We start from the raw sequence: 26103 nt of genomic DNA, 5'->3' as shown, positions 1-26103 counted from the left end.
AGCATGAAGAAACTGCACCACATCCACGCCCGCAATTTCCCGTCCGCCCAGGACGAAGTCGAGGCCGCCCAGCCTCATTCGCCGTACGACGCGCCCGGCAGCTCCTTTCGCATGGCGTTCGCGGACAGCGAATTCCTGCTGCGCGAGGAACTTCGCCCGGTGCGCCTGCAGCTCGAACTGCTGAAAGCGGAGCTGATCCAGCAGGAGCAGGGCGTCGAATCCACTGTCGTGGTGTTCGGTAGCGCGCGCTTCAAGTCGCCCGAAGTGGCGGCGGCGATGCTCGACGAGGCGCGCGCGGGCGACGATCCGGTTGCGATCCGGCGCGCCGAACAGATGGTGAAGAACGCCCGTTACTATGCTGAAGCGCGCCGTTTTGCCGAGCTGGTCACGCAGGAACCCGACGTGCTCGGCGAGCCGGTCATCATCGCTACCGGGGGTGGCCCCGGCGTCATGGAGGCGGGCAATCGCGGCGCCCACGACGCCGGCGGGCGCAGCATGGGCATGAGCATTTTCCTGCCGTTCGAGGAAGCGCCGAACCCCTGGATCACGCCGGAGCTGTGTTTCCAGTTCCACTACTTCGCGATCCGCAAGATGCATTTCCTGATGCGCGCGGTCGCGGTCGTGAGCTTTCCCGGCGGTTTCGGCACTCTCGACGAATTGTTCGAAGTGCTGACCCTGACGCAGACGCGCAAGATCCGTCGCCGGCCGATCATCCTGATCGGCCGCGATTTCTGGGAGCGCCTGATCGACTTCGACGTGATGATCGAGCACGGCGTGATCAGTCCGGAGGACGTCGAGCTTTTCCGCTACGTGGAGACTGCCGACGAAGCCTGGGACGCGATCAAGGCCGCTTACAACGAAGACAATCCTGCATTGGTCGCCCGGCAGCTGAGGGGGAGTTGAACCTCCCAGGTACCCGGCGCAGGCTGGATCAGCGGGTCGTCTATGCCGCCATGACGATCAGCGAAGCACCGGACGGTTGGGGAGCTGATCCTCCCGCTGCGGCGGGGTTTCGCCAGGAGCGTGACTGGCGGGAAAGTGCCGCTCCAGCGCCGCCGTTACGGCGTCGATCGCGCGGGCGAGGCCCTCTTCGTAGCGCCCGGCACGAAACTCCGCGCTCATGCTGGCCAGCGTCTCTCGCCAGTAGGCGTCATCGATGTGCCGCGCGAGGCCGCGGTCGGTGACGATGTCGATGCGGTGCTCGGCCAGTTGCAGGTAGATCAGTACGCCGTTGTTCAGTTCGGTGTCCCACACGCGCAGCTTGCCGAATTCCGTCAGCGCGCGCTCGCGCACCACCTGCTCGATCGGCACGCGGCGGCGTAAATGGCGCCACAGGTAACTCATCGGCAGGCTCGCTTCGATGCACACGCAGATCTCGCCGGTGTGACGCCGTTCGCTGTCGTGCACGCGCGCTTCGAGGCGTTGCAGCGTGTCGTCCCCGACCGCACGGAGCGCGTCGTCGGCATCGAGCCACAGGTGGCGGATCACGCGCATCACGATGTTCATCGATGACTCCCGGTCCGGTTGCGTAGGGCTACCATCGTCCCGAAGCGCCGCCGCCGCCGAAACTGCCGCCGCCTCCGGAACTGAATCCGCCCCCGCCTCGGCCGCCCCCGCCCCAGATGATCGGGCCGCCAAAGCCGCCGCCTCCGCCGCGGCCACCGCGGCCTCCTCCGCCGATGCCCAGCACGAGCACGAAGATGAACGCGACGACGCCGGCGATGATCGCCAGCAGCAGGCTGCCGAGCAGCAACTGCGCGAGCAGGCCGGCGACGCCACCGGTGGCGAGCGCCCCGAGCTTGCGTCCGAACATGCCGACGAGCACCGCTCCGACGATCGGTACGCCGACGAACAGGAACGCCCCGAGGTCTTCGAGCGACGGCGCATCGCTGCGCCCGCGCACGTCCGGCTCCGGCAGCGGCAGGTTTTCGCCGCGGATGCGGGCCATCAACGCGTCGAGGCCGGCGTCGAGGCCGGCGGCGAACTCACCCCTGCGGAAAGCCGGCGTGATGGCCCGGTCGATGATGTGGAACGCGGCGAGATCCGGCACCGCGCCTTCGAGCGCCCGGGCGACTTCGATGCGCACGCGGCGGTCGTCTTTCGCGACGACCATCAGGATGCCGTCGCCGATGTCGCGTCGGCCGATCTTCCACTCGGCCGCGACGCGGTAGGCGTAGGCGGCGATGTCCTCGGGAGCGGTCGTCGCCACGATCAGCACGACGATCTGGGCCCCGCGTTCCGCCTCGAAGGCGGCGAGCTTCGCTTCGAGCGCCTGCCGTTCGCCCGCGTCGAGGGTGCCGGTCTGGTCGATGACGCGCGCAGTGAGGGCGGGGACCGGCTGCAGATCCTGCGCGGACGACGACGCCGGGCACAGCAGTGCCGCGAGCGCGACGAATGCAACGAATGCGATCGAAGCGTTCGCCAGCCAGCGGCGGGCAGTGGCCGCGACGGCCCACAGACCGGCGGCGAAGGGGGCGGGACAGGGGTGGCAGCTCATCGGATCAGGTCGGGGCGATGATCGCGCCGGGGCGCGCCGTGACTCAGCGCGCTCCCGAAGTGCCGAAATCGACGGTCGGCGGACGCGAAATCTCCTGTTCGTTCGCGACGGTAAAACCGGCTTTCGGCTCGTAGCTGAAGATCATCGCGGTCAGGTTCGTCGGAAAGCTGCGCGCGAGCACGTTATATTCCTGGACCGTCTTGATATAGCTGTTACGCGCGACGGTGATGCGGTTCTCGGTCCCTTCCAGCTGCACGCGCAAGTCCTGGAAAGCCTGGTTCGCCCGCAGGTTCGGATAGTTTTCGGCAACCGCCAGCAACCGCGACAGGGCGCCGCCGAGCTGGCTTTGCGCCTGCTGGAAGCGTTCCATCGCCTGCGGATCGTTCAGCATCTCGGGGGTGACCTGGATCGCCGTCGCCCGCGAGCGCGCTTCGATGACGCGGGTCAGGGTTTCCTGTTCGAAATTCGCTTCGCCCTTGACGGTGCTGACGAGGTTCGGGATGAGATCGGCGCGGCGCTGGTACTGGTTCAGCACTTCGGCCCAGGCTGCCTTGCTTTGCTCGTCGAGGCGCTGGAAATCGTTGTAGCCGCAGCCGCCGAGGCCGAGCAGCGCGCACGCGGCGACAACCACGGAGAAGCGTCGGAAAAGTCTCTCGAACATGCGGTGCATCCCTCCATCGATTGTTGCGGACGGGCAGCGGCCCGGTCGGGGCCCGGATGGCAAGCCTTCAGCCCGCTGCTCGGCCAGGCGCCATCATAAAGCCGCCTGCAGGATAGGTGTCCGGAATATTCGCCAGGCCTTCGGCCATGAACGATTCGCGTCGGCGATAGCGGTGCGGCGCATCGGGCGCGGAATTCCCGCGCGGCGGGCCCAGGTAGCCGTGTCCGCGCAGTGCCCGTCCCCATCCGGTTGCCCGAGCGCAATCGCATGTGAGCGCCGGGAGAAAATGCCCGCCTGGCGCTGACGCCGCGATTGCGGCAGCAGCGCCCGGGCGTCGAAGGGTGTCAGACCCCCTGTTTCAGGCTCGCCGCGATGAAGTCGTCGAGGTCGCCGTCGAGCACGGCCTGGGTGTTGCCGACCTCAAAGTTCGTGCGCAGATCCTTGATGCGTGACTGGTCGAGCACGTAGGAGCGGATCTGGTGGCCCCAGCCGATGTCGCTCTTCGAGTCTTCGAGTTTCTGCTGCTCGCTCTGGCGCTTGCGCAGTTCCAGTTCGTACAGCCGCGCCTTCAGCATCGACATCGCCTCGGCCTTGTTCTTGTGCTGCGAGCGATCGTTCTGGCACTGCACGACGACGCCGGTCGGCTCGTGCGTGATGCGCACCGCCGAGTCGGTCTTGTTGATGTGCTGGCCGCCCGCGCCGGAAGCGCGATAGGTGTCGATGCGCAGGTCGGCCGGGTTGATGTCGATCTGGATCGAATCATCGACTTCCGGATACACGAACACCGACGAGAAGCTGGTGTGGCGCCGCGCGTTGGAGTCGAACGGGCTCTTGCGCACCAGGCGGTGGATGCCGGTTTCAGTGCGCAGGAAGCCGTACGCGTAGTCGCCGCTGACCTTGATCGTCGCGCCCTTGATGCCGGCGACTTCGCCTTCGGATTCTTCCATCAGCTCGACGTTGAAGCCCTTGCGCTCGCAGTAGCGCAGGTACATGCGTTCGAGCATGCCGGCCCAGTCCTGCGCTTCGGTGCCGCCGGCACCGGCCTGGATTTCGATGAAGCAGGGATTCGGGTCCATCGGATTGGAGAACATCCGGCGGAATTCGAGCGCATGCACTTTCGCCTGGAGCTCCCCCAGATCGGCTTCGACCGCGGCGAGCGTGTCTTCGTCGTCCTCGGCTTCGGCGAGATCGAACAAGTCCTTCAGGTCCGAAGACAGGCGCTCGATATCGCGCAGGTTGTGCACCACGTCTTCGAGCTGGCGCTTTTCCTTGCCCAGTTCCTGGGCGCGGGCAGCGTTGTCCCAGGCGGCCGGATCCTCGAGCGCGCGGGTTACTTCTTCGAGCTTCGATGATTTCTCATCGTAGTCAAAGATACCTCCGAAGTTCACGACCCCGGGAACGGAGGTCGTCGAGTTGCTGGGCGATGGCGTTGAGGCGTTCGGCTTCCATGGCGATGCTCCGGGAAATTCGGAAAACCGCGAAGTATACCCGCGATGACGAAGGGCCGCGCGGTGGAGGTTCCGCTGTGCGACGTGCTGCCCGCAGGTGTCCTGCACAAAAAAAATCGGCGGCCCGGATGGAGCCGCCGATTTGCGCGCGCGGGGAAGGGCAGGCGATGCTCAGAAACGGTAGCCGACGCCGACCATGTACACCCACGGATCGATGTCGATATCGACCTTCACTTTGGCGCCGTTCAGGCGCGCGGTCGCTTCGCTGTCGATGTCGACGCGCCACACGGCGGCGTTCAGCATGATGCGGTCGGTCAACATGTAGTCGATGCCTGCCTGGACGGCGAGTCCCCACGAACTTTCGCGGTCCAGCTGCGAGAAGCCTTGGGCCTTGCGTGCATCCTTCAGCTCTTCGTCGAAGAAATACGTGTAGTTGATGCCGGCGCCGACATACGGCTGCCACTTCGACGACGGATCCATCGGGAAATACTGCAGCGAGAGGGTCGGCGGAAGCTGCTTGATCGTGGCGAGCTTGCCATTGAGACCGCCAATGCCCTTCAGCGTGACGTCGTGTTCGAACGGCGTTGCGGCGAGCAGTTCGATGCCGACGTGGTCGGTGAGCATGTAGCCGAGCGTCAGGCCGAGCTGCGTGTCGTCGCTCACCTCGACATCCGACCCCGGAATCTTTCCGGCCGGCGTCGAGACGCTGGACTCGCCGACATCCGGATCCACCATCGCCGCACCGGCCCGCACCAGGATGTCGCCTTGTTTGTGCGCGAGCGCAGCCGGGCTGGCGACAGCGAGGGCAAGCAGGGAGGAAATGAAAAGGGAAGATTTCATGGTGCGGTCCTCTTGCGGTTGTTGGTCGCTGTCGATTGTACCCATTTCCAGAGAATGGTTATGTGCACTGCACAATAATATTTCTTTTGAGTAGATAGATGAAATTGATTGAGGTGCGATGGAGGGCGGAAAGAAGCCCGGGACGTTACACGGTGTCGAAGTGTTCGAGCATCAGCTGCAGGCTGGTGACGCCGTTGTATTCGTTCGGCGCGAGCCGGTAGGCGGCATGGATGCTCGCCCCCGCACCCTCGGCGAAGTTGAAGCGGATCGCGTCGAAGCGCACGCCGTTCTTCGACAGCTGCAGCTTCAGGTGCTTGTCCTTGAGCAGACGCTGGTTGTCGACGCGGAAACGGTCCTCGAATACCGGCGCCGCGAAGCCCTGTCCCCAGATGTCCTGTTCGATCAGCCGCGCCGAATCGAGCGTCATGTAACCGCTTTCGAGCACGCCGTCGGTTTCCAGCGTGCGCGTCAGGTCGGCGGTGCCGACGAGTGAGTGAACGATCTCCTCGAACGCCGCCTGGAAGCGCGCGTAATCCGTTTCGCGGATCGTCAGGCCCGCCGCCATCGCGTGGCCGCCGAAGCGCAGAATCAGGCCGGGATGCCGCTTGGCGACAAGGTCGAGCGCGTCGCGCAGGTGCACGTTCGCGATCGAGCGCCCCGATCCCTTCAGTTCGCCGTCCGCGCCGCGCGCGAACGCGACGACGGGCCGGTGCAGTTTCTCCTTGATGCGCCCGGCGACGATGCCGATGACGCCCTGGTGCCAGTCGGGCTCGAACAGGCTCACGGTCGCGCTCTGCCCGGGATCGAAACCCGCAAGCCGCACCAGCGCGTCTTCCTGCATGCCTTGTTCGATGCCGCGCCGTTCGCGGTTGAGCTTGTCGAGTTCCTGCGCGATGTTCAGCGCGCGGCCCATGTCGTCGCTGATCAGGCATTCGATGCCGAGGCTCATGTCCGACAGCCGCCCGGCGGCATTGAGGCGCGGGCCGAGCGCGAAACCGAGGTCGAAAGTGTTCGCACGCTCGGGCTCGCGGGCGGCCGCGGCGAACAGCGCGCGGATGCCGGGCTGCATGCGCCCGGCGCGCATCCGCGCGAGCCCCTGTGCGACGAGGATGCGGTTGTTGTGGTCGAGCTTGACGACGTCGGCGACGGTGCCGAGCGCGACGAGGTCGAGCAGCTCGCCGAGGTTCGGTTCCTGGCGCCCGGAGAACGCGCCGCGCTCGCGCAGTTCGGCGCGCAGCGCGAGCATCGTGTAGAACATCACGCCGACGCCGGCGAGCGCCTTGCTCGGGAAGTCGCAGCCCGGCTGGTTCGGATTGACGATGACGTCCGCTTCGGGGAGGGTGTCGCCGGGCAAGTGATGGTCGGTGACCAGCGTCGCCATGCCGTAGCTGCGCGCCGCGGCGATCCCTTCGACGCTGGCGATGCCGTTGTCGACGGTGATCAGCAGGTCGGGCTCCATCCGCGTGGCCAGCTCGACGATCGCCGGCGTGAGGCCGTAGCCGTATTCGAAGCGGTTCGGCACGAGATAGCCGACGTCGGCGCCGAAAGCGCGCAGCGCGCGGATGCCGACCGCGCAGGCGGTGGCGCCGTCGCAGTCGTAGTCGGCGACGATCACCATCCGCGCGCCGGCCTCGATCGCGTCGGCGAGCAGTTGCGCGGCTTCATGGGTGCCGCGCAGCGCCGCGGGCGGCAGCAGCGCCTTGAGGCCGTAGTCGAGCTCCTCGCGCTGCGAGACCCCGCGCGCCGCATAGATGCGCGCGAGCAGCGGATGGGTGCCGCCGTCGATGAGGCGCTGGACGGCGCGGGGTGGGGCGTTGCGGGACTGGATGCGTGTCATCGGTCGGGGCGGTCAGGGTCGGCGACCGGCTCTGCGGGGAGAGACGGAGCCGCCGGGGTGAGCGATTTGAGAAGGGTGTCGAAAGCGAGCGGTTTGCGCCAGAATTTCCACCGCTCGCCGGAGCGCACGACGAGTTCGAATGTGCCGCGGTCGCCAGGCGCGGTGAGGGTCAGTTTCTGCAGGCGGCCGTCGCCCAGCGCCCCGGCGAGCGGTGCGATCCAGTCGCGTTCGAGCGCGGCGAGATTGTTGCGCCAGGCGTCGAGATCGAGCTGTCGTGCCGGGTGGAGGAGCGCGTCGAGGACGATGATCGTGTCCTCACGCAACGCGGCCGCGAGGTCCGGCGCCGCGGCTTCGGCTCCGGCGGCACGCGCCATGCCGCGGGCGAGCGGTTCGGCCGTCTGCACTACCGGCAGCGTCGCAACCGCGCCGGTTTCCAGCGCGCCTGCGCCCCAGAACCACAGGCTGTTCGCGGGACGCCGCCCGGCGGCTTCGCGCGCCTGGTTGAGCGGATGGTTGTGCAGCAGCACCTGCACTTCGTTCATCGTGCGCTGCCACAGGCGGGCGTCCTCGCCTTCGGGCAGGAACTGGCGGATCGGCCGTCCGATGACGTCATGCAGCGGAAAGAGCCTGGCGCGGGTCGGCGCGGCAAGCCGGAGGTACCAGCGCGTCGGCGTGCACGCTTCGAAGCGGCCGAGATCGCCGAAATTGTCGTTGAGGGCGGCAATCAACGTGGAGACGTCGTCGTCGCCGAGTTCATCGGCCGGAAAGTCGTTGAGCAGCAGGTGTTCGCGGGCGAAGGACAGGTTCACGGGGTCGGCGCACAGCCAGTCGCCGTCCGGATCGGGCGCAACCGGTACCGATTCGCCGAGGCGGCGCAGCGCGGCCAGCGGCAGCGGGCCGTCGGACGAGCCGGTGCCGAGACCGAACAGGCGCGCAAGCTGGAGGTCCAGCGGCTCGAAGTCCCGGTGCTCGCGCCGTCCGAGGCCGAGGAGTCGTGCGAGTGCGGGAAGTTCAATGCCCGCTGCGGGGGCGACGAGCGAAGCGCCGGGCCAGATCAGGCCGGGAATGACGAGGTGAATCTGCATGGAGCGACCGCAACAAGGAGCGGATCGAGTCTAGCACAGCGCCCGGTGGCTCCGGCGGGACGACGCGATCGGGCCCGGCAGGGAGCCGACGCTGCGCTCGGAGCGGGCCGGGTCGCGGCGCGTAAAAAAGAGCGGGTTCGTCGCGATTTTTCGCGATCCTGCCGGTCGTTCGTCGCGCCGGATCTGTCCTTGCGGCAGAATGGCGCCTTTTCGCCGCTGCCCCCCACCCGATGCGTTACGAAATCCTGGTCGGTTTGCGTTACACCCGGTCGCGCAAGCGGGCGCAGGGGCGCAACCGTTTCATCTCCTTCATCTCGCTGGTGTCGATGCTCGGCACCGCGTTGGGTGTCGCCGCGCTGATCGTCGTGCTGTCGGTGATGAACGGCTTCCAGGAAGAGTTGCGCACGCGCATCCTCGGCGTTGCATCGCACGTGCAGGTCTCCGGTTTCGACGGCGAGCTCGACGCGTGGCAACAGGTCGCCGACCAGGCTGCACGCCATCCGGACGTCGTCGCCACAGCGCCGTACATCCAGGAGCAGGGGATGCTGTCGTTCGACCAGGCGGTACGCGGCACGCTGGTGCGCGGCGTGCTGCCGGCGGCCGAGGACGGCGTCGCCGATTTCGTGCGCTTCATGCGCTCGGGCAGCTTCGACGCGCTGCAGCCCGGGCGCTTCGGCATCGTGCTCGGGCGCGATCTCGCGTTCGCGCTGCAGGCGCAGGTCGGCGACAAGGTGACGCTGATCGCCCCGCAAGGGCTGGTGACGCCAGCGGCAGTGCTGCCGCGGGTCAAGCAGTTCGAGGTCGTCGGGATCTTCGAGGCGGGGATGTTCGAGTACGACTCCGGCCTCGCGCTGATCCACCTGCGCGATGCGCAGGCGCTGTACCGCATGGACGAGCGCGTCAGCGGCGTGCGGCTGAAGCTCGACGACCTGTTCGCCGCGCCGCGCGTCGCGCGCGAACTGCCAGGCCTGATCGAAGCCGATGTGATGGTCAGCGACTGGACGCGCAGCCACGCGAATTTCTTCCGCGCGGTGGCGCTGGAGAAAACGATGATGACGATCATCCTGTTCCTGATCGTCGCCGTCGCGGCGTTCAACATCGTGTCGACGCTGGTGATGGCGGTGCAGGAGAAGTATGCCGACATCGCGATCCTGCGCACGCTGGGCGCGAGTCCCACGTCGATCATGGCGATTTTCGTGCTGCAGGGCGCGATCATCGGGCTCGTCGGCCTTGCCGCAGGGGTCGCGGGCGGGCTGTTGCTGGCGCACAACCTCGACGTCGTGATTCCGGCGCTCGAGCAGGTCACCGGCGCGACGTTGTGGAACAAGGAGGTCTACTACATCAGCGAGCTGCCGTCGAAAGTGCTGCCGGCCGACGTGATCACGATCGTATCGCTGTCCTTCGTGCTGACGCTGGTGGCGACGCTGTATCCGAGCTGGCGCGCGTCGCGCGTGAATCCGGCCGAGGCCTTGCGCTATGAGTGAAGCGACGAACGAACCGGTGCTGGCCTGCGAGGGCCTGTCGAAAACCTTCCGCGAAGGGGCCGATGCGCTGCAGGTGCTCAACGGCGTGACGCTTGCGGTCGCGCGCGGCGAACGCATCGCGATCGTCGGTGCCTCGGGCTCGGGCAAGAGCACCTTGCTGCATCTGCTCGGCGGGCTGGACGTACCGAGCGCCGGCGCGGTGCGCTTGCGCGGACGCGATTTCTCGCGCATGTCGGATGCCGAGCGCGGCCGGGTGCGCAACGAGGCGCTCGGCTTCGTGTACCAGTTCCACCACCTGCTGCCGGAGTTCTCGGCGCTCGAGAACGTCGCGATGCCGCTCTACATCCGGCGCATGGAGCGCGAGGCGGCGAACGAACGGGCGGTCGCGATGCTCGAAGAAGTCGGTCTCGGGCACCGGCTCGATCATGCGCCGGGCGAGTTGTCCGGGGGCGAGCGCCAGCGCGCGGCGATCGCGCGGGCGCTGGTGACGCAGCCGGCGTGCGTGCTCGCGGACGAGCCCACCGGCAACCTCGACCGGCGCACTGCGGAGAGCGTGTTCGACCTGATGCTGAGCCTCAACGAGCGGTTCGCGACGAGCTTCATCATCGTCACGCACGACGAGCAACTCGCCGGGCGCGCCCAGCGCACGCTGCGGCTCGACGACGGCCGGCTGGCGTGACCCGCAGGACGTTCAGCGGCCGTTGCGATGGGTGCGGCGGGCGTGCCAGGTACGGATCAGCCAGATTCGCCACGCGGCCTTGACGGCGAGGTAGCCGAGCAGCGACAGCGTCGCCGCGAGCAGGATCAGGCCGAGTCCGAGCGGCTTGCCCAAGCCGGCCATCCAGTCCACGAGCGCGCCGCCCCAGGCGATCAGCGTCATCTCGCCGAGTTCCGGCGGCGGCGCGAAACCCTGTCCGTTGAGGCCCATCGCCCAGCTGCCGATCTCGTAGGCGAGAAAATACAGCGGGACGATCGTCACCGGGTTCGAATACAGCGTCGTGATCATCGCCAGCGGCAGGTTGACGCGGAACACCAGGCAGCAGATCGCCGCCGCGCCCGCCTGCAGCGGCCCGGGGATCATGCCGCAGAACAATCCGACCGCGAAGCCGCCGGCTGCCGAATGCCGATTCAGGTGCCAAAGCCGTGGGTGCAGCAGCGTGCTCGCGAACGGCCGCAGCCAGCGGTTGGAGCGAATCGTTTCGTGCTTCGGCAGAAAACGCTTGAGGATCTTGCGCATGGTCGTCCGGGTTGGAGCGGCGATTCTAATGGTTCGCCCGGCAAGACCCAAACCCGGCGGTGAGCTTGCCAGCGCTTCCCGGCCGCAGGCATGATGGGCGGAATATGCGAACGTCAATAATCGCCTTCGCGCTGGGCGTCTGGCTCTGCCAGGGTCTTCCGGAGCTGCCCGGCACCGCCTGGCTGCTCGCGCTTCTCGTGGCGAGCGGGGCTGTCGCGGCCGCGTTATGGCGCGCCGACGCTCGCACGCAGCTCGCCGGCATGTGCCTGCTGGCGCTCGCCGCAGGCTTCGTCTGGTCGGCCGCGCGGGCGCAATGGCGTCTCACCGATGAGCTACCGATGACCTGGGAAGGACGCGACGTGGTCGTGACCGGGATCATCGACGAGCTGCCGCGAACCGTGGGTCGCGGCGTGCGCTTCGTGCTGCGCGTCGAATCGGCGTCCGCCCCGGTGCCGCAGCGGATGCTGCTGTCGTGGTACCGTCCGCGCGCCCACGCCGGCGCCGGCGCCGACGCCGACGAGGACGCGGGCGACGAGGGACAAGTCCCGTCGCTGCGACCGGGCGAGCGCTGGAAGCTGACGTTGCGCCTGAAGCGCCCGCACGGCCTTGCCAATCCCGGCGGCTTCGATTACGAAGCGTGGCTGCTGGAGCGTGGCCTGCGGGCAACGGGTCATGTACGGGCGAAAGGGGAAAACATCCTGCTCGACCCGCTGGTGGCCGATCCGATGATCCTCGTCCATCGCCTGCGCGATTCGGTGCGCGCCCGTTTTCTCGCCACGCTCCCCGCTGCCGAATACGCCGGCGTTCTGGTCGCGCTGGCCGTGGGCGACCAGAACGCGATTACGCAGGCGCAGTGGACGGTATTCCGCAAGACGGCCGTGGCCCACCTCGTCAGCATCTCCGGATTGCACGTGTCGATGATCGCGCTGGTGGTCGGCGGCGTAGCGGGTTGGGGGTGGCGGCGCATCCCGCCGCTGACGCTGAGGTTCCCGGCAAGGAAGGCGGCGGCGCTCGCGGGGCTCGCCGCCGCGACCGCCTATTCGCTGCTCGCGGGTCTCGGCATTCCGACGCAGCGCTCGCTGCTCATGCTCTCGGTGGTGGCAGTGGCGCTGCTGCTCGGGCGCGAGTCGGCAGGCAGCCGCGTCATCGCCCTCGCGTTGTTCAGCGTGCTGGTGGTCGACCCGTGGGCGGTCCTGTCGGCAGGATTCTGGCTGTCGTTCGGTGCGGTCGCGGCGATCATGTACGTCGTCGGCGGGCGCACGGGCGGCGTGCAGGGCTGGCGTGTCGCGGTGACGACGCAGCTCGCAATCACGCTGGCGACCGTTCCGGCGCTGCTCGTGCTGTTCAACGCGTTCTCGCTGCTGTCGCCGTTTGCCAATGCGTTCGCGATTCCGCTGGTGAGTTTCCTGATCACCCCGCTCGTGCTGGCCGCGATCGTGCTGCCGTTCCCGCCGCTGCTGGAACTGGCGCACTGGCTGACCGGGCTGATGATGGTCGCCCTCGAATGGCTCGCGGACATGCCATTCGCGATGTGGCAGCAGGCCGCGCCGCCGCCGCTGCTCGCCCTCGCGGGGATCGCCGGCGTGCTGTGGCTGCTGCTGCCGCGAGGCACTCCCGCACGCCACGCCGGCGTGCTGGCGATGCTGCCGATGCTCGCATGGTCGCCACCGCGCCCGGCGCCGGGCGAGTTTCGCCTGACAGTGCTCGACGTCGGCAATGGCATGGCGGCGCACCTGCAGACGGCCCGCCACGACCTGATGTACGACACCGGGCCGGCCTACGGGCCGGACGTGGACGCGGGCGAGCGGGTGCTGTTGCCCTATCTGGGCGCGGTCGGGGTGCGGCGGCTCGATCGCCTCGTGATTTCGCACGACGACCTCGACCACACGGGCGGCGCCGCGTCGCTCGCGGAGGGCGTGGAGATCGTCGACATCCGGGCGGACCTGCCGCCCGGGCATCGGCTACGCGCCGGCCGCATTGCGCCCGTTTCCTGTGTCGCCGGTGAGCGCTGGCGCTGGGATGGTGTCGATTTCGAGGTACTGCATCCGGCCGCAGGCGAGAACCCGCGTCGCGACAACGACAAGTCGTGCGTGCTCCGGATCGCCGCGCCCGGCGGGTCCGTGCTGCTCGCCGGCGACATCGAGACCGCCGCTGAGCGCAGCCTGCTGGCGCGCTCGGCACGCGCGCTTGCGAGCGACGTCGTGCTCGTACCGCACCATGGCAGCCGCTCGTCATCGAGTGCAGCGTTCATCGCAGCCGTCGAGGCGCAAACCGCGATCTTCACAGTCGGTTACCTCAATCCGTTCCGCCATCCGCATCCTGCGGTGTGGGCCAGATGGTCGGCTTCCGGGGCGCGCAACTGGCGCACCGACAGCCAGGGCGCGATCCGCGTCGACGTGCGCGACGGCGGCGTGAGCGTCGAGGCGCAACGCCTGATCGCACCGCGCTACTGGCACGGGCGTTAGGCATCCGGGCTGCTAAACTCCGGCTTCCTAATCCAACAGCCTGAATCGATGAGCCTGCTCGACACCCTGCGCCGCGTGTTTCGACCTGCGCCGCTGCCGACCCGCCCGTATCGCGGACTGCGCGAGAAGTCGGTGCAGTGCATCGGCCCCCACGGCCTGCATCGCATGGCCTATACGGAATGGGGCGACCCGGCGAACCGCAAGGTGCTCGTCTGTGCGCATGGCCTGACGCGCAACGGCCGGGATTTCGACTTCCTCGCGCAGGCGCTCGCCGACGACTACCGCGTCGTCTGCCCCGACGTCGTCGGCCGCGGGCGCAGCGACTGGCTTGGCGTCAAGACCGACTACGGTTTTCCGCTGTACGTTGCCGACATGATCACGCTGCTCGCGCGGCTCGATGCCGAAACGGTGCACTGGGTCGGCACGTCGATGGGCGGCATCATCGGCATGCTGATCGCCAGCCAGCCGCACACGCCGATCTCGCGCCTGGTGCTCAACGACGTCGGCCCGGTGATCACCGCGGTGTCGCTGCGGCGGATCGGCGAATACGTCGGCAAGGCGCCCAAATTCCCCAGCATGGCCGCCGCCGAAGCCTGGATACGCGAGGTCAGCGCACCGTTCGGCCCGCTGACCGACGCGCAGTGGCAACACCTCACGGAATATTCGGTCAGGCCGGTCGAAGGCGGCTTCGCCATGGTTTATGACCCGGGGATCGGGGAGGTCTTCCGCCACACGCCGATCACCGTGGATGTCGATCTGTGGGAGGTGTACAAAGCGATCCGCTGCCCGACGCTGGTGATCCGAGGGGCGGAATCGGACCTGCTGGAAGCGGAGACCGTCGCACGGATGACGCAGACCGGGCCGCGCGCGCAGGTCGCCGAGTTCCCGGGCGTCGGTCACGCGCCGGTGTTGATGGATGCATCGCAAATCCGCATCGTGAGCGACTTCCTGCGTACCCCTGAGCGACGGCCGCGATGAAGGAATTCACGACGGCGATTTCGGGATCCGATTGGGCGGGGCTGTGCTGGTTCCTCGTCGCGTGGGTGGGCTATGGCTGGTTTTCGGAACGCAGCCGCTGGGCACGCGGCGGCCTGATGGGGGTCACGCACCGTTACCGGCTGGAGTGGGCGCGCCAGCTCGTGCAGCGCGAGATGCGCATGACCGATGCGGCGCTGGTCGGCAATCTGATGCAGAGCGTGTCGTTCTATGCGAGTACGACGATCTACATCATCGCCGGCCTGCTCGCGGTGCTCGGCGCACTCGACCAGGTGATCCGCTTTGCCGCCGACCTGCCGTTCGCGCGGGAAACCTCGCGCGCAGTATCGGAAGTGAAGCTGCTGCTGCTATTGACGGTGTTCGTCGTCGCGTATTTCAAGTTCACGTGGTCGCTGCGCCAGTTCAACCTGCTGTCGATCCTGATCGGCGCGAGCCCGTACATACGCCGCGGCGAAGATGCCGAGGCGACGGTGAACCGGCTCGCCACCGTGAACTGGCTGGCCGGCGACGAGTTCAACCGCGGCATCCGCGCCTATTATTTCGGCATCGCCGCGGTCACCTGGTTCATCCAGCCGTGGCTGTTCATTGCGGTCACGACGATCGTCGTGGTCGTGCTCTATCGCCGCGACTTCTCGTCGCCGGTTCTCGCCTCGCTGGTGCAGACTCGCGCCGGGGGATGAGCGGCTGCATGGCGACCGCTGCTAGTACTACTGTGTCGGGTGACGATTTCATACAGTGTCATGGAAGGATTCCGGCTGCGCTGCCTTTCCGCAGCACGGGCAGCGTGTCAGACGTTGCGCGAGCGCGGCGGCAATGGCCCAGCGCAGCGTCGGAATCGAGTCGGCCACATGACGCTGAGGTCGAACGGGCGCCCCGAGGGGTGTAATTTTCGGGTAGGGCAGGTGACGCGCCGATGACGGCGTTTTTTTTAATGTCGTCGCCGTGCGTCAGGCGTGCGCCGAGAACAAAGCCATACGCTGCAATGCACAGGGTCGCGTGGTGATGGAAACCGCGCCAGTTGCGTCCTTCGAAATTGTTCAGGCCGAATTCCTGTTTAAGTTCCTGATAGTCAGGGCCTCCGCACTCGCCTAGCATATTGATCGAAGCCCCAGCATGTTTTCCCTCACATCGTCATCCCACGCTGCCCCTTTGCGCTTGAGGCGAAGGCTGGCCTTGCTCGTGTCGGTCTTGTCGGCGCGGATGATGTTGAGCGCGATCTTCCTGAGCAGCGAGAGATTCTGCGGCGCATTGTCCTTGCACAACGTGCTGGCGTCCTCGCCAAAGCTGACGTCGAGGACCCAGTGAAGCCGGTTTTCCACGCCCCAGTGCGCACGCACCGCTGCAGCCAGCTCCTCGGCGCTGAGCGCGCGAGAGCTGATGTAGTAGCGACGCTCGAGCCCGGACTCCTTGTCACCGATGACTCGGATGGAGTCGATATGCCCGATCGTCGTGCATTTGGGCCACTCGGCCGGATCGACGATGCCCTTGGCCGGCAGCACCGAGGCGATCTGCCCGACGGTGCGGCCATGAGAGCGCTCGACCAGATACTCATGGTCGACCGACTCGACCGCGTGTTGATCGATGAAGGCGGTCTCGATCGCCTCAAGCAGCTTGGGCTGGTTGCCCTTGACCATCAGCAGGTAGTCGCCCTTTTTCGCAACGATCTGTTTGGCAATGCTTTTCTGGCAACCCATGGCGTCAATGCTGACGAGCAGCCCCTTGATCGACAGCGCATCGAGCAGTTCGGGGATCGCGGTGAGTTCGTTGCTCTTGGCCGCCACCTTCTCCTGACCGAGCACGAGCCCCAGATCGGTGGCGAAGGCGCTGACCATATGGATCGCACTTTCGCCGCCACTGCCCGACCCGCGCACGGTCTTGCCGTCGATGGCGATCGTGCCGCTCAGCGCCGCATCGTCGTTGAGCGCACCCACGACGCCGCCGACCCAGCGCCGGAAGGCCGCTTCGAACTGCTTCGGGTCGAGCGCCCGCAGGATGCGCAGGAAGGTTTCCTCGGACGGGATGCCGTTCTTGAGCACGAGGAAGCGGCGCAGCCACGCTTCCTTCTTGCGCGCCCAGAAGGCGATGTCCTCGACGGTGTCGGAGTCCGAGAGCACGGCCGCGATCATGATCACCAGGATCTCCCGGAAGTCATGCAGGGTGCCGTTGCTCGGTTTGCGCGGATCATCGATTTCGGTCAGACAGCTCATCAGGGATACCCTTTGCGTCGCACTCACGCTCTTCGTCCAAAAGACGAGAGTAGACGTGATTTTTGCAGGGCTCACAAGATGAATGCATAAGATGTTGAAGGTTAACGACTATTTTGAAAGTGCTATGCCATCAGGGAAAATGCTTTCCGAGTGCGGAAGCCCTGCCTGATAGTCGCGCTCGATGCGCCAGCGGATCTTGGCGGCGGCGACCAGCTCCTTGCGGGAAATGTCCGCCGGCAGCGTCGAGAGAAAGTACTTCGTCGGCTCGGGCTCGCCTTTGGGCCACTCGATCAGCAACCACTCCTCGTCGCGCGGCACGTCGCCGAGGTAGTCCCGATGCGCGGCCCGGACGCGGACGGCGGCAAAGCGGGACGCGAGCTTCGTGTTCGTTCCCTCGCGCCACGTGAGCTTGCGGTAGGCCGAGGGCGGCAGCGCCATCGCCAGCGCCTTCACCGTGACCGGCTGATGCGCCTCGTCGCGGCGCAAACGCGTGGGCTTGATACCTCGGCCCGACCACGGCTTCGGCGGCAACGGCCCGCTGCCCGGCGCCCAGACGCTCGTCCCCGGTTTGATCCCCAGCACGTAGAGCAGACCCAGTCCGGTAATGCCTTCACGATAGTCCGTGTCGTCGCCGTAGCCGGCGTCGCCCGCCACGACATCGCCGGGAAGGCCGGCCGCCTTGGCTTCCTTGATCTGCGCCAGCGAGATCTGCGGCTTGGTCCGGAAGACCACGTCTTCGGGTACATCGGCAGCGTCGCATCGGCTCCGGTCGTCGGTCCAGGATTCCGGCAGATACAGCCGGTACTTGATCGGCAGGCTGGCCCCCGCGGTAGCGATCGACAGACTGACCGCGACCTGGCAGTTGTCGGTCTTGCCCAACTGCCCGCAATACTGCCGGGCGACGCCGACCGAGTGGCTCCCGGCCTTCGGTATCCCGGTATCGTCGGCAATCAGGAACATCCAACTCTTGCGCCCAGGTTGCATCTTCGGCAATACCCAGCTTTGCACGCGGCTGAGCACGCCCTCGTCCGACCACGGCGAATCGGTCATGAAGTGTTGCAGCGACTGGTGGCGCGCGGGCACGTGCTCCGGATCAATCGCCGCCGCCAGGGGCTCCATGCTCTTGCGCTTCAACGGCAACATCAGTCCGTGGCAGTAATGCCTCAAGCCCGTCTTGCGCTCTGATCGACCCAGCCCTTCACTGATATGGTCGAGATACCGTCCAAATTCCTCTGCAAGTTCCATCTCGAACACCCTCACCATCAACTCCCGTGAGAGACCCCCATCGAACGTCCAAAGTTCACTCAACACAGTAGTGCTAGCAGCCTGTCGGACTTGAGCACCGCCGGCGCTGTATCCGGGGGCTTGATTTCACAATGTGAGAAACGGTCGGCATTTCAGGTTCCAATCAGCGGTTTCCTGTCCGAAATCGCAATGCCCCTGTCCTTTTTTCTCACTGCGGACGCAATACGGCCATGCGCTTCAAGTTCCACGCCAAGCACACCAGGGTCCACTCGGCGCGCACGTTGTCGAGCCCGCGCAGCAGGAACTGGCGAAATCCCATCACCGACTTGATGATGCCGAACACCGGTTCCACGGTCTGTTTCCGGAGCGCGTAGGCGGCGCGGCCGGCCCGGGTCTTGAGGGCGTGCTTCATCTGTTCGACGGGGCTGGCGGGCTGCTCGAGCGGGGCGGGCTCTTCGAAGCGGCGGCGCCAATCCGGATGGTGCTCGTCGCGCCCGACCGCGATCAGCGGTTCGATCCCGGCGGCCTGGCAGCCCTGGACGTTGCGCTCGCTGAAGAAACCGGTGTCGGCCAGCAGTTGGTCGGGCTGATTGAGCCCTTCGGGCAGGGCCGCGATGCGGGCCAGCATCGGCTCGACCTGCTCCTTGTCGTTGCCCGCCTGGGTGAGGTGGGGCACCATCACCAGCATCGACTCCGTATCGACCAGCGCCTGCGCGTTGTAGCACTGCTCGAAGCCGCCGCTGGTCACTTTCATGATGCGCGAGTCTTCGTCGGTCAGATTGAGCTGGTCGTCCGCGCGCGGACCGGGGGCAGGCGGGGTCGGCGGCTTGCCGCCGGGCTTCTTGCCGGTGGCCGCCGCCTTGGCCTGACGCTTGGCCAGCTTGGCATCAAACTCGGCCTGTTCACGCTCGAAGCGCTCCTTGGCGCGCGCTTCGATCTTGGCCTTGGCGGCCGCGATGGCGGCCAGCCGGTCTTCTCGGCGCTGGATCTCCGCGGGCAGATCCACGCCCTCGGGCACGCAGCTCCGATCGGCCGCTTCGGCCAGCGCGAGCATCTCCTGCACTTCGGCCTTGAGCTGGGCCTCGATCTTCTCGGCGTGCCCATACGAGAGCGCGCTGTGTCGGCTGGCGTTGGCGTGGATCTTGGTACCGTCCAGGCTCACGGTGCCAAAGCGCGAGAGCTGGTTCTCGCGGGCGACTTGCAGCACCTGCACGAAGGCATCGGCGAACTGATCGCCGAAACGGCGGCGGAACGTCGCCAGCGTGTCGTGGTCCGGATGCTGGTCGCACGCGATGAAGCGGAAGGCCAGCGAGTCGTACGTGGCCCGCTCGATCTTGCGGCTCGAATGGGTTCCCGTCGCGTAGCCGTAGATCAGCAGCGACAGCAGCAGCGCCGGGTGGTAGGCATCGCTACCGCGGCCCGCGTAGGCGCGCTCCAATGCCGACAGGTCCAGCCCTTCCACCACATCGACCACGTAGCGCGCCAAGTGCGATTCGGGCAGCCAGTCCTGCACCGACGGTGGTAGCAGGTAGTCCGTTTGGCGGTCGATCGGGCGGAAGCGGCTCATGCTCTCGGGTTCCAGGGGCGACGCGGCATTTTACAGGGGGATAGTCCGACACGCTGCTAGCCGGTCGATTGCGGTCCTCGCGCCTGGTCGTCCTCGCCGGACGGTTCCGGTTCGAGCCGGATCGATGCCGAATTGATGCAGTAGCGCAAGCCCGTCGGCTGCGGGCCGTCCTCGAACACGTGCCCGAGGTGGGCGCCGCATTCGTGGCACAGCACTTCGGTGCGTTGCATGAAGTGGCTGCGGTCGTCTGCGGTCTCGACGTTTTCGGGCACCGCGGCGGTCCAGAAACTCGGCCAGCCGCAGCCGGCGTCGAACTTGTGTTCCGAACGAAACAGCGGTGCGCCGCAGCCTATGCAGCGGTACTCACCTTGGTCCCAGCAATCCCAGTATTCCCCGGTGAAGGCGCGCTCGGTGCCTTTTTCCCGCGTGACCTGGAATTGCGCGGGAGTGAGCTGCGCGCGCCATTCAGCTTCGGATTTCTCGATCTTGCGGCTCATGGACGACTCCTCGTGTCGGAGCGACCCGCTGCCCAGTGCTTCAGTGCAGGTGCCGGGGCGTCGGCTCGCCGTGTTCTTCGGGCATTTCGGCGTGCACGATCTCGCCTTCGGGTGAAGGGTAGAGCGGGGCGCCGCAGTCATCGCAGTATTCGAGCGGGAACCGGTGGTCGAGGTTCACGATTTCGGTGACGCCGCAGTCGCGCAGCACGGCCTCGATCTGCGCCGGACTGTCCGCGTTGTCGTCCTCGGCTCCGAGCAGCGGCCAGACGACGCCGTGTACCACCTCGTCCTTGCCGCGCAACGTCAGGCCGACGCGGTATTCCTCGAGCTCGCGCTCGTGGAACGGCGCGATCACCGCGCGCAGGTTTCCGGCCGGCGCTTCCATCTCGGCGCCGAGGAAGGCCACCGAGGCGCGGATCGCATACGGCCGGCTGTCCTTGTCAGCCTGCCGGCTGGCGGCGAAATAGGCGTCGGGCAACACGACTTCCATTGCGCAACCCGGCAGCAGGGGCATCAGGCACGCGCCGCCCTGCTTGCGCCACTGGCTGAGGGACTGGTCGCGCGATCCGCCCGCCTGCTGCCAGCCGAACAGCGCTTCGCCTTTCGGCACCGCGATCGCGGCGAGCAGATAACGGGTGTCCGACAGGAACTGCGCCGTCTCGGGCATGCCTTCGGTCTCGATATGCAGGTCGCGGCCGGAAAGCGCCGACTGCCCCAGCTTCGCAGCGAACTCGGCGGTGGCGCTGTAGCCTTGCGGCAACTGGTCGGGGCTGAACAGGAAATCGGCCAGCGCGAGCTTGACGCGATCGGCGAGGACGTGGGCCTGCAGATGCACCCGCAGGTTCGCGAGCACCGCGGGCGAAACGGTCGTCGCCGGGATGCGGTAGCGCGACCACGCAAGCACCGGCGCGGCGATCAGGAGGATGTCGTGCTCGGGCGACACGCCCGGTGCGCTTTCGGCGCGCGATTCGATGAAGTCGGCCAGTTCGTCGTAGCCGGGCGAGTCGGCGCTGTACAGGTGGTCGAGCGCAGCGTTCAGGGTTTCCTCGTCGCTGTCCGCGAGCAGGCGGTCGATGGCCGCGCACAGATGGCGGTCCCAGTAATGGTCTTCGGCACGGCTGCCGGATTCGGCCAGGCCCGTTGCCAGCCAGATCAACTGTTCGGCTTCGCGGCCCAAACCACCGCGGCGCTTTTGACGTGTTCGTTTCATGGAAATTCCTGTTTGGGTGATGATTACAGCTGCCGGACTCCCAAGAAAACGCTGGGCCGTCCCAAGTTTTCTTGTCCCCCTCGGGGGGCGGAAACGGCAAAGCCGTTTCCTGGGGGCGCTCAGTACGCCGGGCGGTTCAGCCGCACGGCCTGCAGAATGGTAGCCGATATCTCTTCGATGGATTTGCTGGTGGAATCGAGCCACTGGATGTTTTCGCGGCGCATCAGCTTTTGCGCCGCGTCGATCTCGAAGCGGCAGTTTTCGATCGACGCGTAGCGGCTGTTCGGGCGGCGCTCCTGGCGAATCTGCGACAGGCGCTCCGGCGCGATTGTCAGGCCGAAGAGCTTGCTGCGATGGCGATGCAGCTCTCCGGGGAGCTTGTTGCGTTCGAAATCCTCGGGAATCAGCGGATAGTTCGCGGCCTTGACGCCGAACTGCACCGCCAGATACAGGCTCGTCGGTGTCTTGCCCGAGCGTGAAACGCCGACGAGGATCACGTCGGCGTCGGCCAGTTCGCCGTCCGATGACACGCCGTCGTCGTGCGCCATCGCGAAGTTGATCGCCTCGATGCGCGCCTTGTAGTCGCTGCTCTCGGCGATACCGTGAAAGCGGCCGACGGTGTGCGTCGAACGCTGCCCGAGTTCGGCCTCGAGCGGATTGATGAACTGCTCGAACAGATCGACGAACAGCGCATCGACTTCGCGCAGGCCGCTCAACGGGTCGGGGTTGACCAGCGTGCTGAAGACGATCGGGCGCACGCCGTCCATCGCTGCGGTTTCGCGGATCTGGCGCGCACAGTCGAGCGCCTTGTCGAGATCATCGACGAACGGCACGCGGACTTGCCGGAAGCGTGCGTCGGGAAACTGGGCGAGGAGGCTGTGGCCCAGCGTTTCGGCGGTGATGCCGGTGCCGTCGGAGATGAAAAAGACGGTACGGATGGGAGTCTCGCTCATGTTTTGCGCCAGAAAAGTGGCATTGGGGAAAACCTGCCGTGCGGCAGAGCAGCATTTTTCGCTAAAATCACATTTTGCTTTCTCCCCCACAAAATCGGAAGGCCATTCATGACTCGTTACGTCATTCCCTTCACTGAACTGCGCATGTCAGACGTAGAGCAGGTCGGTGGCAAGAACGCCTCGCTCGGCGAGATGATCAGCCAGTTGCCTGCCAGCGTTCGTGTTCCCGGCGGTTTTGCAACCACCGCCGACGCGTTCCGTGAATTCCTGGCCCACCAGGGGCTGGCCGAGCGCATCCGTGCGACGCTCGACACCCTCGACGTGGATGACGTCGATACGCTGGCGAAAACCGGTGCGCAGATCCGCCAGTGGATCGTAGATACGCCTTTTCCGGCCAAACTCGAAGAGGAGATTCACGCAGCGTACAACGCGTTGACCGCCGAAGGCGAGGGGAGCTTCGCGGTGCGCTCGTCGGCGACCGCCGAGGATCTGCCCGACGCATCGTTCGCGGGCCAGCAGGAAACTTTCCTGAACATCCACGGCTACGAGCATATCCTGCACGCGATGAAGGAAGTGTTCGCGTCGCTGTACAACGACCGCGCGATCTCGTACCGCGTGCACAAGGGCTTCACGCATGCCGAGGTCGCGCTGTCGGCGGGCGTGCAGCGCATGGTGCGCTCGGATACCGGCGCGTCGGGCGTGATGTTCACGATCGACACCGAATCCGGTTTCAACGACGTCGTCTTCATCACCGCGTCCTACGGGCTCGGCGAGACGGTGGTGCAGGGGGCGGTGAACCCGGACGAGTTCTACGTGCACAAGTCGACGCTCGCGCTCGGCAAGCCGGCGGTGATCCGCCGCAACCTGGGTTCGAAGCTGATCAAGATGGTTTTCGCCGACAAGAAGGAGGCGGGCAAGTCGGTTCGCACCGTCGACGTCGCCGAAGCCGATCGCGTCAAATTCTCGCTGACGAACGAGGACGTGCTTGAACTCGCGCGTTACGCCGTGATCATCGAGAAGCATTACGGCCGGCCGATGGACATCGAGTGGGGCAAGGACGGCGGGGACGGCAAGCTGTACATCCTGCAGGCGCGTCCCGAGACGGTGAAGAGCCAGTCGTCCGGCCACGTGATGGAAAAGTACCGCCTCAAGCAGTACGGCAAGTCGCTGACGCACGGCCGCGCGATCGGCCAGAAGATCGGCGTCGGCACGGTGCGGATCGTTGCCGACGCGTCCGAGATGAGCCGCGTTCAGGCCGGCGACATCCTCGTTACCGACATGACCGACCCGAACTGGGAGCCGGTGATGAAGCGGGCGTCGGCGATCGTCACGAACCGCGGCGGGCGCACCTGCCACGCGGCGATCATCGCGCGCGAGCTCGGCATCCCGGCGATCGTGGGCTGCGGCAACGCGACCGAAGTGCTCGACGAGGGCGACTCGGTGACCGTGTCGTGTGCCGAAGGCGATACCGGCTACGTGTATCGCGGCCGGCTCGACTTCGAGGTCGTGACGACCGACATGGGCAACCTGCCTGAAATTCCGGTCAAGATCATGATGAACGTCGGCAACCCGGAGCTCGCGTTCGAGTTCGCGCAGATCCCGAACGGCGGCGTCGGTCTCGCGCGCCTCGAGTTCGTCATCAACAACATGATCGGCATCCACCCGAAGGCGATCCTCGAACTCGGCCAGGTGCCGGCAAGCCTGCGCGACGAGATCCTGCGCCGCTCGCGCGGCTATGCGACGCCGAAGCAGTTCTTCATCGAGAAGCTCGTCGAAGGTGTGGCGACGATCGCCGCGGCGTTCTATCCGAAGCCGGTCATCGTGCGCATGTCGGACTTCAAGTCGAACGAATACCGCAAGCTCCTCGGCGGCGAGATCTACGAGCCGGAGGAAGAGAACCCGATGCTCGGCTTTCGCGGCGCGTCGCGCTACATTGCGCACAGCTTCCGCGACTGTTTCGAACTCGAATGCACCGCCATGAAAAAGGTGAGGAACGAGCTCGGCCTCACCAACGTGCAGATCATGATTCCGTTCGTGCGCAACGTCGAGGAGGCTGCCGGCGTCGTCGACCTCCTCGCCGAGCACGGCCTGAAGCGTGGCGTCAATGACCTCAAGCTGATCATGATGTGCGAGATCCCGTCGAACGCGTTGCTCGCCGACGCGTTCCTCGAGCATTTCGACGGTTTCTCGATCGGCTCGAACGACCTGACGCAGCTCACGCTCGGCCTCGACCGTGACTCCGGCCTCGTCGCGCATGCGTTCGACGAGCGCGACCCCGCCGTCAAGCAGCTGCTGTCGATGGCGATCCAGTCCGCGAACCGCCTCGGCAAATACGTCGGCATCTGCGGCCAGGGCCCGTCGGATCACGCGGATTTCGCCGAATGGCTGATGGACGAAGGCATCCAGACGATTTCGCTGAACCCGGACACGGTGGTCGACACCTGGCTGAAGCTGGCGGCGCACGTCAAGAACTGATTCCGCGAGCCCGCTGCCCAATGAGCGGCTCCCCTTGCGGGAGCTGCTCGATCCCTGCCATCCCGCTGAAAAGGAACAACAATGAGCGCAATCGATGCCGTGACCCGGGAGCTTCTGGACAAGACCGAATTCGTGACCATCGTGACGGAAGGGCCGGAGGGCCCCCACGTCGTCGGCAACTGGGGCGACTATCTGCGCCGGCTGGGGTTCGACGAAGACCGGCTGGTGCTGCCGGCCGGGTACTACCGCAAGACCGAGGAGAACCTGCAACGCAACAATCGCGTCCAGGTCCTCGTCGCGTCCCGCTCCGTCCAGGGGAACCACGGTCCGGGCCAGGGCTGCGTTCTTCGGGGAACGGGCGTCATCCTGGAAGAAGGCGAACTCGCCGAGCGAGCCAAGGCGGCTTTTCCGTGGGCGCGAGGCGCACTCGTGATCACCGTCGAGAGCGTCGACACCCAGCTCTAGCCGATCGAAATGGCGGGCAAGTAAACGCGGCAGGAGAGACGCGCTTACGGCCCTTCCTTGCTTTCCCCGTCCGCGTGACCCAGATTTCTATCTCTAACGGCTGCCATTCAGGAAAGGAGTTTTCCGATGAGCGAACGGCTGGATGGGAAGGTCGCTGTCGTCACCGGCGCCGGCAGCGGCATCGGCAAGGCGATCGCCGAGCACCTCGCACGCGCAGGAGCGACGGTGGCGGTCACCGACCTCGACCTGAAGAGCGCCGACGAAGTGGCCCGCCGGATCGTCGCTGCGGGCGGGCAGGCGAGCGGGCTCGCGATGGACGTGACCGATGAAGCGGCGGTCGATCGCGGCATCGACGAGGTGGTGGCAAAGCATGGCAGCGTCGATGTGCTAGTCTCGAATGCCGGCATCCAGATCGTCAACCCGATCGTGGCTTTTTCGTTCGCTGACTGGAAGAAGCTGCTGGCCGTCCACCTCGACGGCGCGTTTCTCACGACGCGCGCGGCGCTGCGCCACATGTACGCCGACAACCGCGGCGGCGTCGTGATCTACATCGGCTCGGTCCATTCCCACTTGGCGTCGCCGTTGAAGTCGGGGTACGTGACGGCCAAGCATGGCCTGCTCGGGCTGGCACGGGTGCTGGCGAAGGAAGGGGCGGCGCACGGGGTGCGCTCGCACGTCGTCTGCCCGGGTTTCGTGCGCACTCCGCTGGTGGACAAACAGATCCCCGAGCAGGCGAGGGAGCTGGGGATCAGCGAAGAGGAGGTCGTCAGCAAGGTGATGCTCGGCGATACCGTCGATGGGGAGTTCGCGACGGTCGACGAGATCGCCCGCACCGCGCTGTTCCTCGCCGCGTTCCCCGGCGCCGCCTTCACCGGCCAGTCGTTCATGGTGAGTCACGGCTGGTATATGCACTGAGCGGGCGACGCGTCGTTCG

The 26103-nt window shown here is 66.3% G+C and carries 22 protein-coding genes and 2 pseudogenes; 9 read left to right on the top strand and 15 right to left on the bottom strand.

The genetic code is table 11. The features are described from left to right. The first annotated feature begins 3 nt into the window (after nt 1-3). Nucleotides 4-903 carry an LOG family protein gene (locus pbN1_RS00750; RefSeq protein ID WP_011239081.1) on the top strand — a complete coding sequence of 300 codons (900 nt, stop codon included), beginning with the start codon at nt 4-6 and terminating at the stop codon, nt 901-903. A 57-nt stretch (nt 904-960) separates the two neighbouring features. Here pbN1_RS00750 and pbN1_RS00745 read toward each other — a convergent pair whose 3' ends face one another. The 7 genes from pbN1_RS00745 to pbN1_RS00715 form a co-directional block, all read right to left on the bottom strand. Beyond that, the gene (locus pbN1_RS00745; protein ID WP_169204036.1) at nt 961-1506 is read right to left on the bottom strand and encodes a TPM domain-containing protein; all 546 of its coding nucleotides are present in this window, start codon (nt 1504-1506) and stop codon (nt 961-963) included. 28 nt (nt 1507-1534) lie between these two features. After that, the gene (locus pbN1_RS00740; protein WP_244857082.1) at nt 1535-2497 is read right to left on the bottom strand and encodes a TPM domain-containing protein; all 963 of its coding nucleotides are present in this window, start codon (nt 2495-2497) and stop codon (nt 1535-1537) included. Nucleotides 2498-2540: 43 nt separating this feature from the next. Continuing rightward, nucleotides 2541-3158, bottom strand: a complete 618-nt coding sequence (locus pbN1_RS00735; protein ID WP_169203997.1) for a LemA family protein — start codon at nt 3156-3158, stop codon at nt 2541-2543. Between the two features lie 344 nt (nt 3159-3502). Beyond that, nucleotides 3503-4607 (bottom strand): peptide chain release factor 2 gene (gene prfB / locus pbN1_RS00730; protein ID WP_169119037.1). Its coding sequence is split into 2 segments (ribosomal slippage): nt 3503-4525 and nt 4527-4607, totalling 1104 coding nucleotides; the frame shifts between segments, so codons are not numbered across the junction. Between the two features lie 170 nt (nt 4608-4777). Further along, nucleotides 4778-5446 carry an OmpW/AlkL family protein gene (locus pbN1_RS00725; protein WP_169203998.1) on the bottom strand — a complete coding sequence of 223 codons (669 nt, stop codon included), beginning with the start codon at nt 5444-5446 and terminating at the stop codon, nt 4778-4780. 145 nt (nt 5447-5591) lie between these two features. Next, nucleotides 5592-7283 (bottom strand): single-stranded-DNA-specific exonuclease RecJ, encoded by a 1692-nt coding sequence (gene recJ / locus pbN1_RS00720; protein ID WP_169203999.1) that lies wholly within the window; start codon nt 7281-7283, stop codon nt 5592-5594. Further along, nucleotides 7280-8368: a hypothetical protein gene (locus pbN1_RS00715; RefSeq protein ID WP_169204000.1), complete on the bottom strand. Its 1089-nt coding sequence runs from the start codon at nt 8366-8368 to the stop codon at nt 7280-7282. The genes recJ and pbN1_RS00715 overlap by 4 nt, the downstream gene beginning before the upstream one ends. A gap of 230 nt (nt 8369-8598) precedes the next feature. On the opposite strand from pbN1_RS00715, the gene pbN1_RS00710 reads away from it, so the two are divergent. Next, a complete protein-coding gene (locus pbN1_RS00710) occupies nt 8599-9852 on the top strand; it encodes a lipoprotein-releasing ABC transporter permease subunit (RefSeq protein ID WP_169204001.1) in 1254 nt (417 codons plus the stop codon). Continuing rightward, nucleotides 9845-10531 carry a lipoprotein-releasing ABC transporter ATP-binding protein LolD gene (lolD, locus tag pbN1_RS00705; protein ID WP_169119042.1) on the top strand — a complete coding sequence of 229 codons (687 nt, stop codon included), beginning with the start codon at nt 9845-9847 and terminating at the stop codon, nt 10529-10531. The genes pbN1_RS00710 and lolD overlap by 8 nt, the downstream gene beginning before the upstream one ends. Nucleotides 10532-10543: 12 nt before the next feature. Here the strand turns inward: lolD and pbN1_RS00700 are convergent, their stop codons facing one another. Continuing rightward, entirely contained in the window at nt 10544-11089 is a 546-nt protein-coding gene (locus tag pbN1_RS00700) for a DUF2062 domain-containing protein (protein WP_169204002.1), read from the bottom strand. 104 nt (nt 11090-11193) lie between these two features. Here pbN1_RS00700 and pbN1_RS00695 point away from each other — a divergent pair, with 104 nt between their 5' ends. Genes pbN1_RS00695 through pbN1_RS00685 form a run of 3 tightly spaced genes read left to right on the top strand, consistent with a single transcriptional unit; the run spans nt 11194 to nt 15230 of the window. After that, nucleotides 11194-13554, top strand: a complete 2361-nt coding sequence (locus tag pbN1_RS00695; protein WP_169204003.1) for a DNA internalization-related competence protein ComEC/Rec2 — start codon at nt 11194-11196, stop codon at nt 13552-13554. Nucleotides 13555-13602: 48 nt separating this feature from the next. Then, nucleotides 13603-14532: an alpha/beta fold hydrolase gene (locus pbN1_RS00690; protein WP_169204004.1), complete on the top strand. Its 930-nt coding sequence runs from the start codon at nt 13603-13605 to the stop codon at nt 14530-14532. Further along, nucleotides 14529-15230 carry a DUF599 domain-containing protein gene (locus pbN1_RS00685; protein ID WP_169204005.1) on the top strand — a complete coding sequence of 234 codons (702 nt, stop codon included), beginning with the start codon at nt 14529-14531 and terminating at the stop codon, nt 15228-15230. Before pbN1_RS00690 ends, pbN1_RS00685 begins: the two co-directional genes overlap by 4 nt. A 169-nt stretch (nt 15231-15399) precedes the next feature. On the opposite strand, the pseudogene pbN1_RS20625 reads toward pbN1_RS00685, so the two are convergent. From pbN1_RS20625 to ppsR, 7 genes and pseudogenes are all read right to left on the bottom strand, one after another. After that, nucleotides 15400-15621, bottom strand: a pseudogene (locus pbN1_RS20625) (IS701 family transposase); the annotation flags it as partial. A gap of 17 nt (nt 15622-15638) precedes the next feature. Beyond that, on the bottom strand, nt 15639-16757 hold the full coding sequence (locus pbN1_RS00680) for an ISAs1 family transposase (RefSeq protein ID WP_169204320.1): 1119 nt from the start codon (nt 16755-16757) through the stop codon (nt 15639-15641). Between the two features lie 144 nt (nt 16758-16901). Then, nucleotides 16902-18002: pseudogene (locus pbN1_RS00675) on the bottom strand (IS701 family transposase); the annotation flags it as partial. A 208-nt stretch (nt 18003-18210) separates the two neighbouring features. After that, on the bottom strand, nt 18211-19569 hold the full coding sequence (locus tag pbN1_RS00670; protein WP_169204312.1) for an IS1182-like element ISAzo1 family transposase: 1359 nt from the start codon (nt 19567-19569) through the stop codon (nt 18211-18213). 56 nt (nt 19570-19625) lie between these two features. After that, nucleotides 19626-20066, bottom strand: a complete 441-nt coding sequence (msrB, locus tag pbN1_RS00665; protein WP_169119047.1) for a peptide-methionine (R)-S-oxide reductase MsrB — start codon at nt 20064-20066, stop codon at nt 19626-19628. A 40-nt stretch (nt 20067-20106) separates the two neighbouring features. Then, nucleotides 20107-21276, bottom strand: coding sequence for a DUF2863 family protein (locus pbN1_RS00660; RefSeq protein WP_169202823.1), 1170 nt, complete (start codon nt 21274-21276; stop codon nt 20107-20109). A gap of 119 nt (nt 21277-21395) precedes the next feature. Beyond that, a complete protein-coding gene (ppsR, locus tag pbN1_RS00655) occupies nt 21396-22229 on the bottom strand; it encodes a posphoenolpyruvate synthetase regulatory kinase/phosphorylase PpsR (RefSeq protein ID WP_169202824.1) in 834 nt (277 codons plus the stop codon). Nucleotides 22230-22337: 108 nt separating this feature from the next. On the opposite strand from ppsR, the gene ppsA reads away from it, so the two are divergent. From ppsA to pbN1_RS00640, 3 genes are all read left to right on the top strand, one after another. Then, nucleotides 22338-24704: a phosphoenolpyruvate synthase gene (gene ppsA, locus pbN1_RS00650; RefSeq protein ID WP_169202825.1), complete on the top strand. Its 2367-nt coding sequence runs from the start codon at nt 22338-22340 to the stop codon at nt 24702-24704. Between the two features lie 81 nt (nt 24705-24785). Beyond that, entirely contained in the window at nt 24786-25169 is a 384-nt protein-coding gene (locus tag pbN1_RS00645; RefSeq protein WP_169202826.1) for a pyridoxamine 5'-phosphate oxidase family protein, read from the top strand. A gap of 126 nt (nt 25170-25295) precedes the next feature. After that, a complete protein-coding gene (locus pbN1_RS00640) occupies nt 25296-26084 on the top strand; it encodes a 3-hydroxybutyrate dehydrogenase (protein WP_169202827.1) in 789 nt (262 codons plus the stop codon). Nucleotides 26085-26103: the final 19 nt, after the last annotated feature.

The organism is Aromatoleum bremense, from assembly GCF_017894365.1.
GTDB classification, from domain to species: domain Bacteria; phylum Pseudomonadota; class Gammaproteobacteria; order Burkholderiales; family Rhodocyclaceae; genus Aromatoleum; species Aromatoleum bremense.
The sequence above is the reverse complement of the archived record's forward strand: the minus strand, read 5'-3'. Positions and strand labels throughout refer to the sequence as shown.

Coding starts and splice junctions, on each gene's coding strand:
- pbN1_RS00750 (WP_011239081.1), top strand. CDS start 4: ATGAAGAAACTGCACCACATCCACGCCCGCAATTTCCCGTCCGCCCAG.
- pbN1_RS00745 (WP_169204036.1), bottom strand. CDS start 1,506: ATGAACATCGTGATGCGCGTGATCCGCCACCTGTGGCTCGATGCCGAC.
- pbN1_RS00740 (WP_244857082.1), bottom strand. CDS start 2,497: ATGAGCTGCCACCCCTGTCCCGCCCCCTTCGCCGCCGGTCTGTGGGCC.
- pbN1_RS00735 (WP_169203997.1), bottom strand. CDS start 3,158: ATGTTCGAGAGACTTTTCCGACGCTTCTCCGTGGTTGTCGCCGCGTGC.
- pbN1_RS00725 (WP_169203998.1), bottom strand. CDS start 5,446: ATGAAATCTTCCCTTTTCATTTCCTCCCTGCTTGCCCTCGCTGTCGCC.
- recJ (WP_169203999.1), bottom strand. CDS start 7,283: ATGACACGCATCCAGTCCCGCAACGCCCCACCCCGCGCCGTCCAGCGC.
- pbN1_RS00715 (WP_169204000.1), bottom strand. CDS start 8,368: ATGCAGATTCACCTCGTCATTCCCGGCCTGATCTGGCCCGGCGCTTCG.
- pbN1_RS00710 (WP_169204001.1), top strand. CDS start 8,599: ATGCGTTACGAAATCCTGGTCGGTTTGCGTTACACCCGGTCGCGCAAG.
- lolD (WP_169119042.1), top strand. CDS start 9,845: ATGAGTGAAGCGACGAACGAACCGGTGCTGGCCTGCGAGGGCCTGTCG.
- pbN1_RS00700 (WP_169204002.1), bottom strand. CDS start 11,089: ATGCGCAAGATCCTCAAGCGTTTTCTGCCGAAGCACGAAACGATTCGC.
- pbN1_RS00695 (WP_169204003.1), top strand. CDS start 11,194: ATGCGAACGTCAATAATCGCCTTCGCGCTGGGCGTCTGGCTCTGCCAG.
- pbN1_RS00690 (WP_169204004.1), top strand. CDS start 13,603: ATGAGCCTGCTCGACACCCTGCGCCGCGTGTTTCGACCTGCGCCGCTG.
- pbN1_RS00685 (WP_169204005.1), top strand. CDS start 14,529: ATGAAGGAATTCACGACGGCGATTTCGGGATCCGATTGGGCGGGGCTG.
- pbN1_RS00680 (WP_169204320.1), bottom strand. CDS start 16,757: ATGAGCTGTCTGACCGAAATCGATGATCCGCGCAAACCGAGCAACGGC.
- pbN1_RS00670 (WP_169204312.1), bottom strand. CDS start 19,569: ATGAGCCGCTTCCGCCCGATCGACCGCCAAACGGACTACCTGCTACCA.
- msrB (WP_169119047.1), bottom strand. CDS start 20,066: ATGAGCCGCAAGATCGAGAAATCCGAAGCTGAATGGCGCGCGCAGCTC.
- pbN1_RS00660 (WP_169202823.1), bottom strand. CDS start 21,276: ATGAAACGAACACGTCAAAAGCGCCGCGGTGGTTTGGGCCGCGAAGCC.
- ppsR (WP_169202824.1), bottom strand. CDS start 22,229: ATGAGCGAGACTCCCATCCGTACCGTCTTTTTCATCTCCGACGGCACC.
- ppsA (WP_169202825.1), top strand. CDS start 22,338: ATGACTCGTTACGTCATTCCCTTCACTGAACTGCGCATGTCAGACGTA.
- pbN1_RS00645 (WP_169202826.1), top strand. CDS start 24,786: ATGAGCGCAATCGATGCCGTGACCCGGGAGCTTCTGGACAAGACCGAA.
- pbN1_RS00640 (WP_169202827.1), top strand. CDS start 25,296: ATGAGCGAACGGCTGGATGGGAAGGTCGCTGTCGTCACCGGCGCCGGC.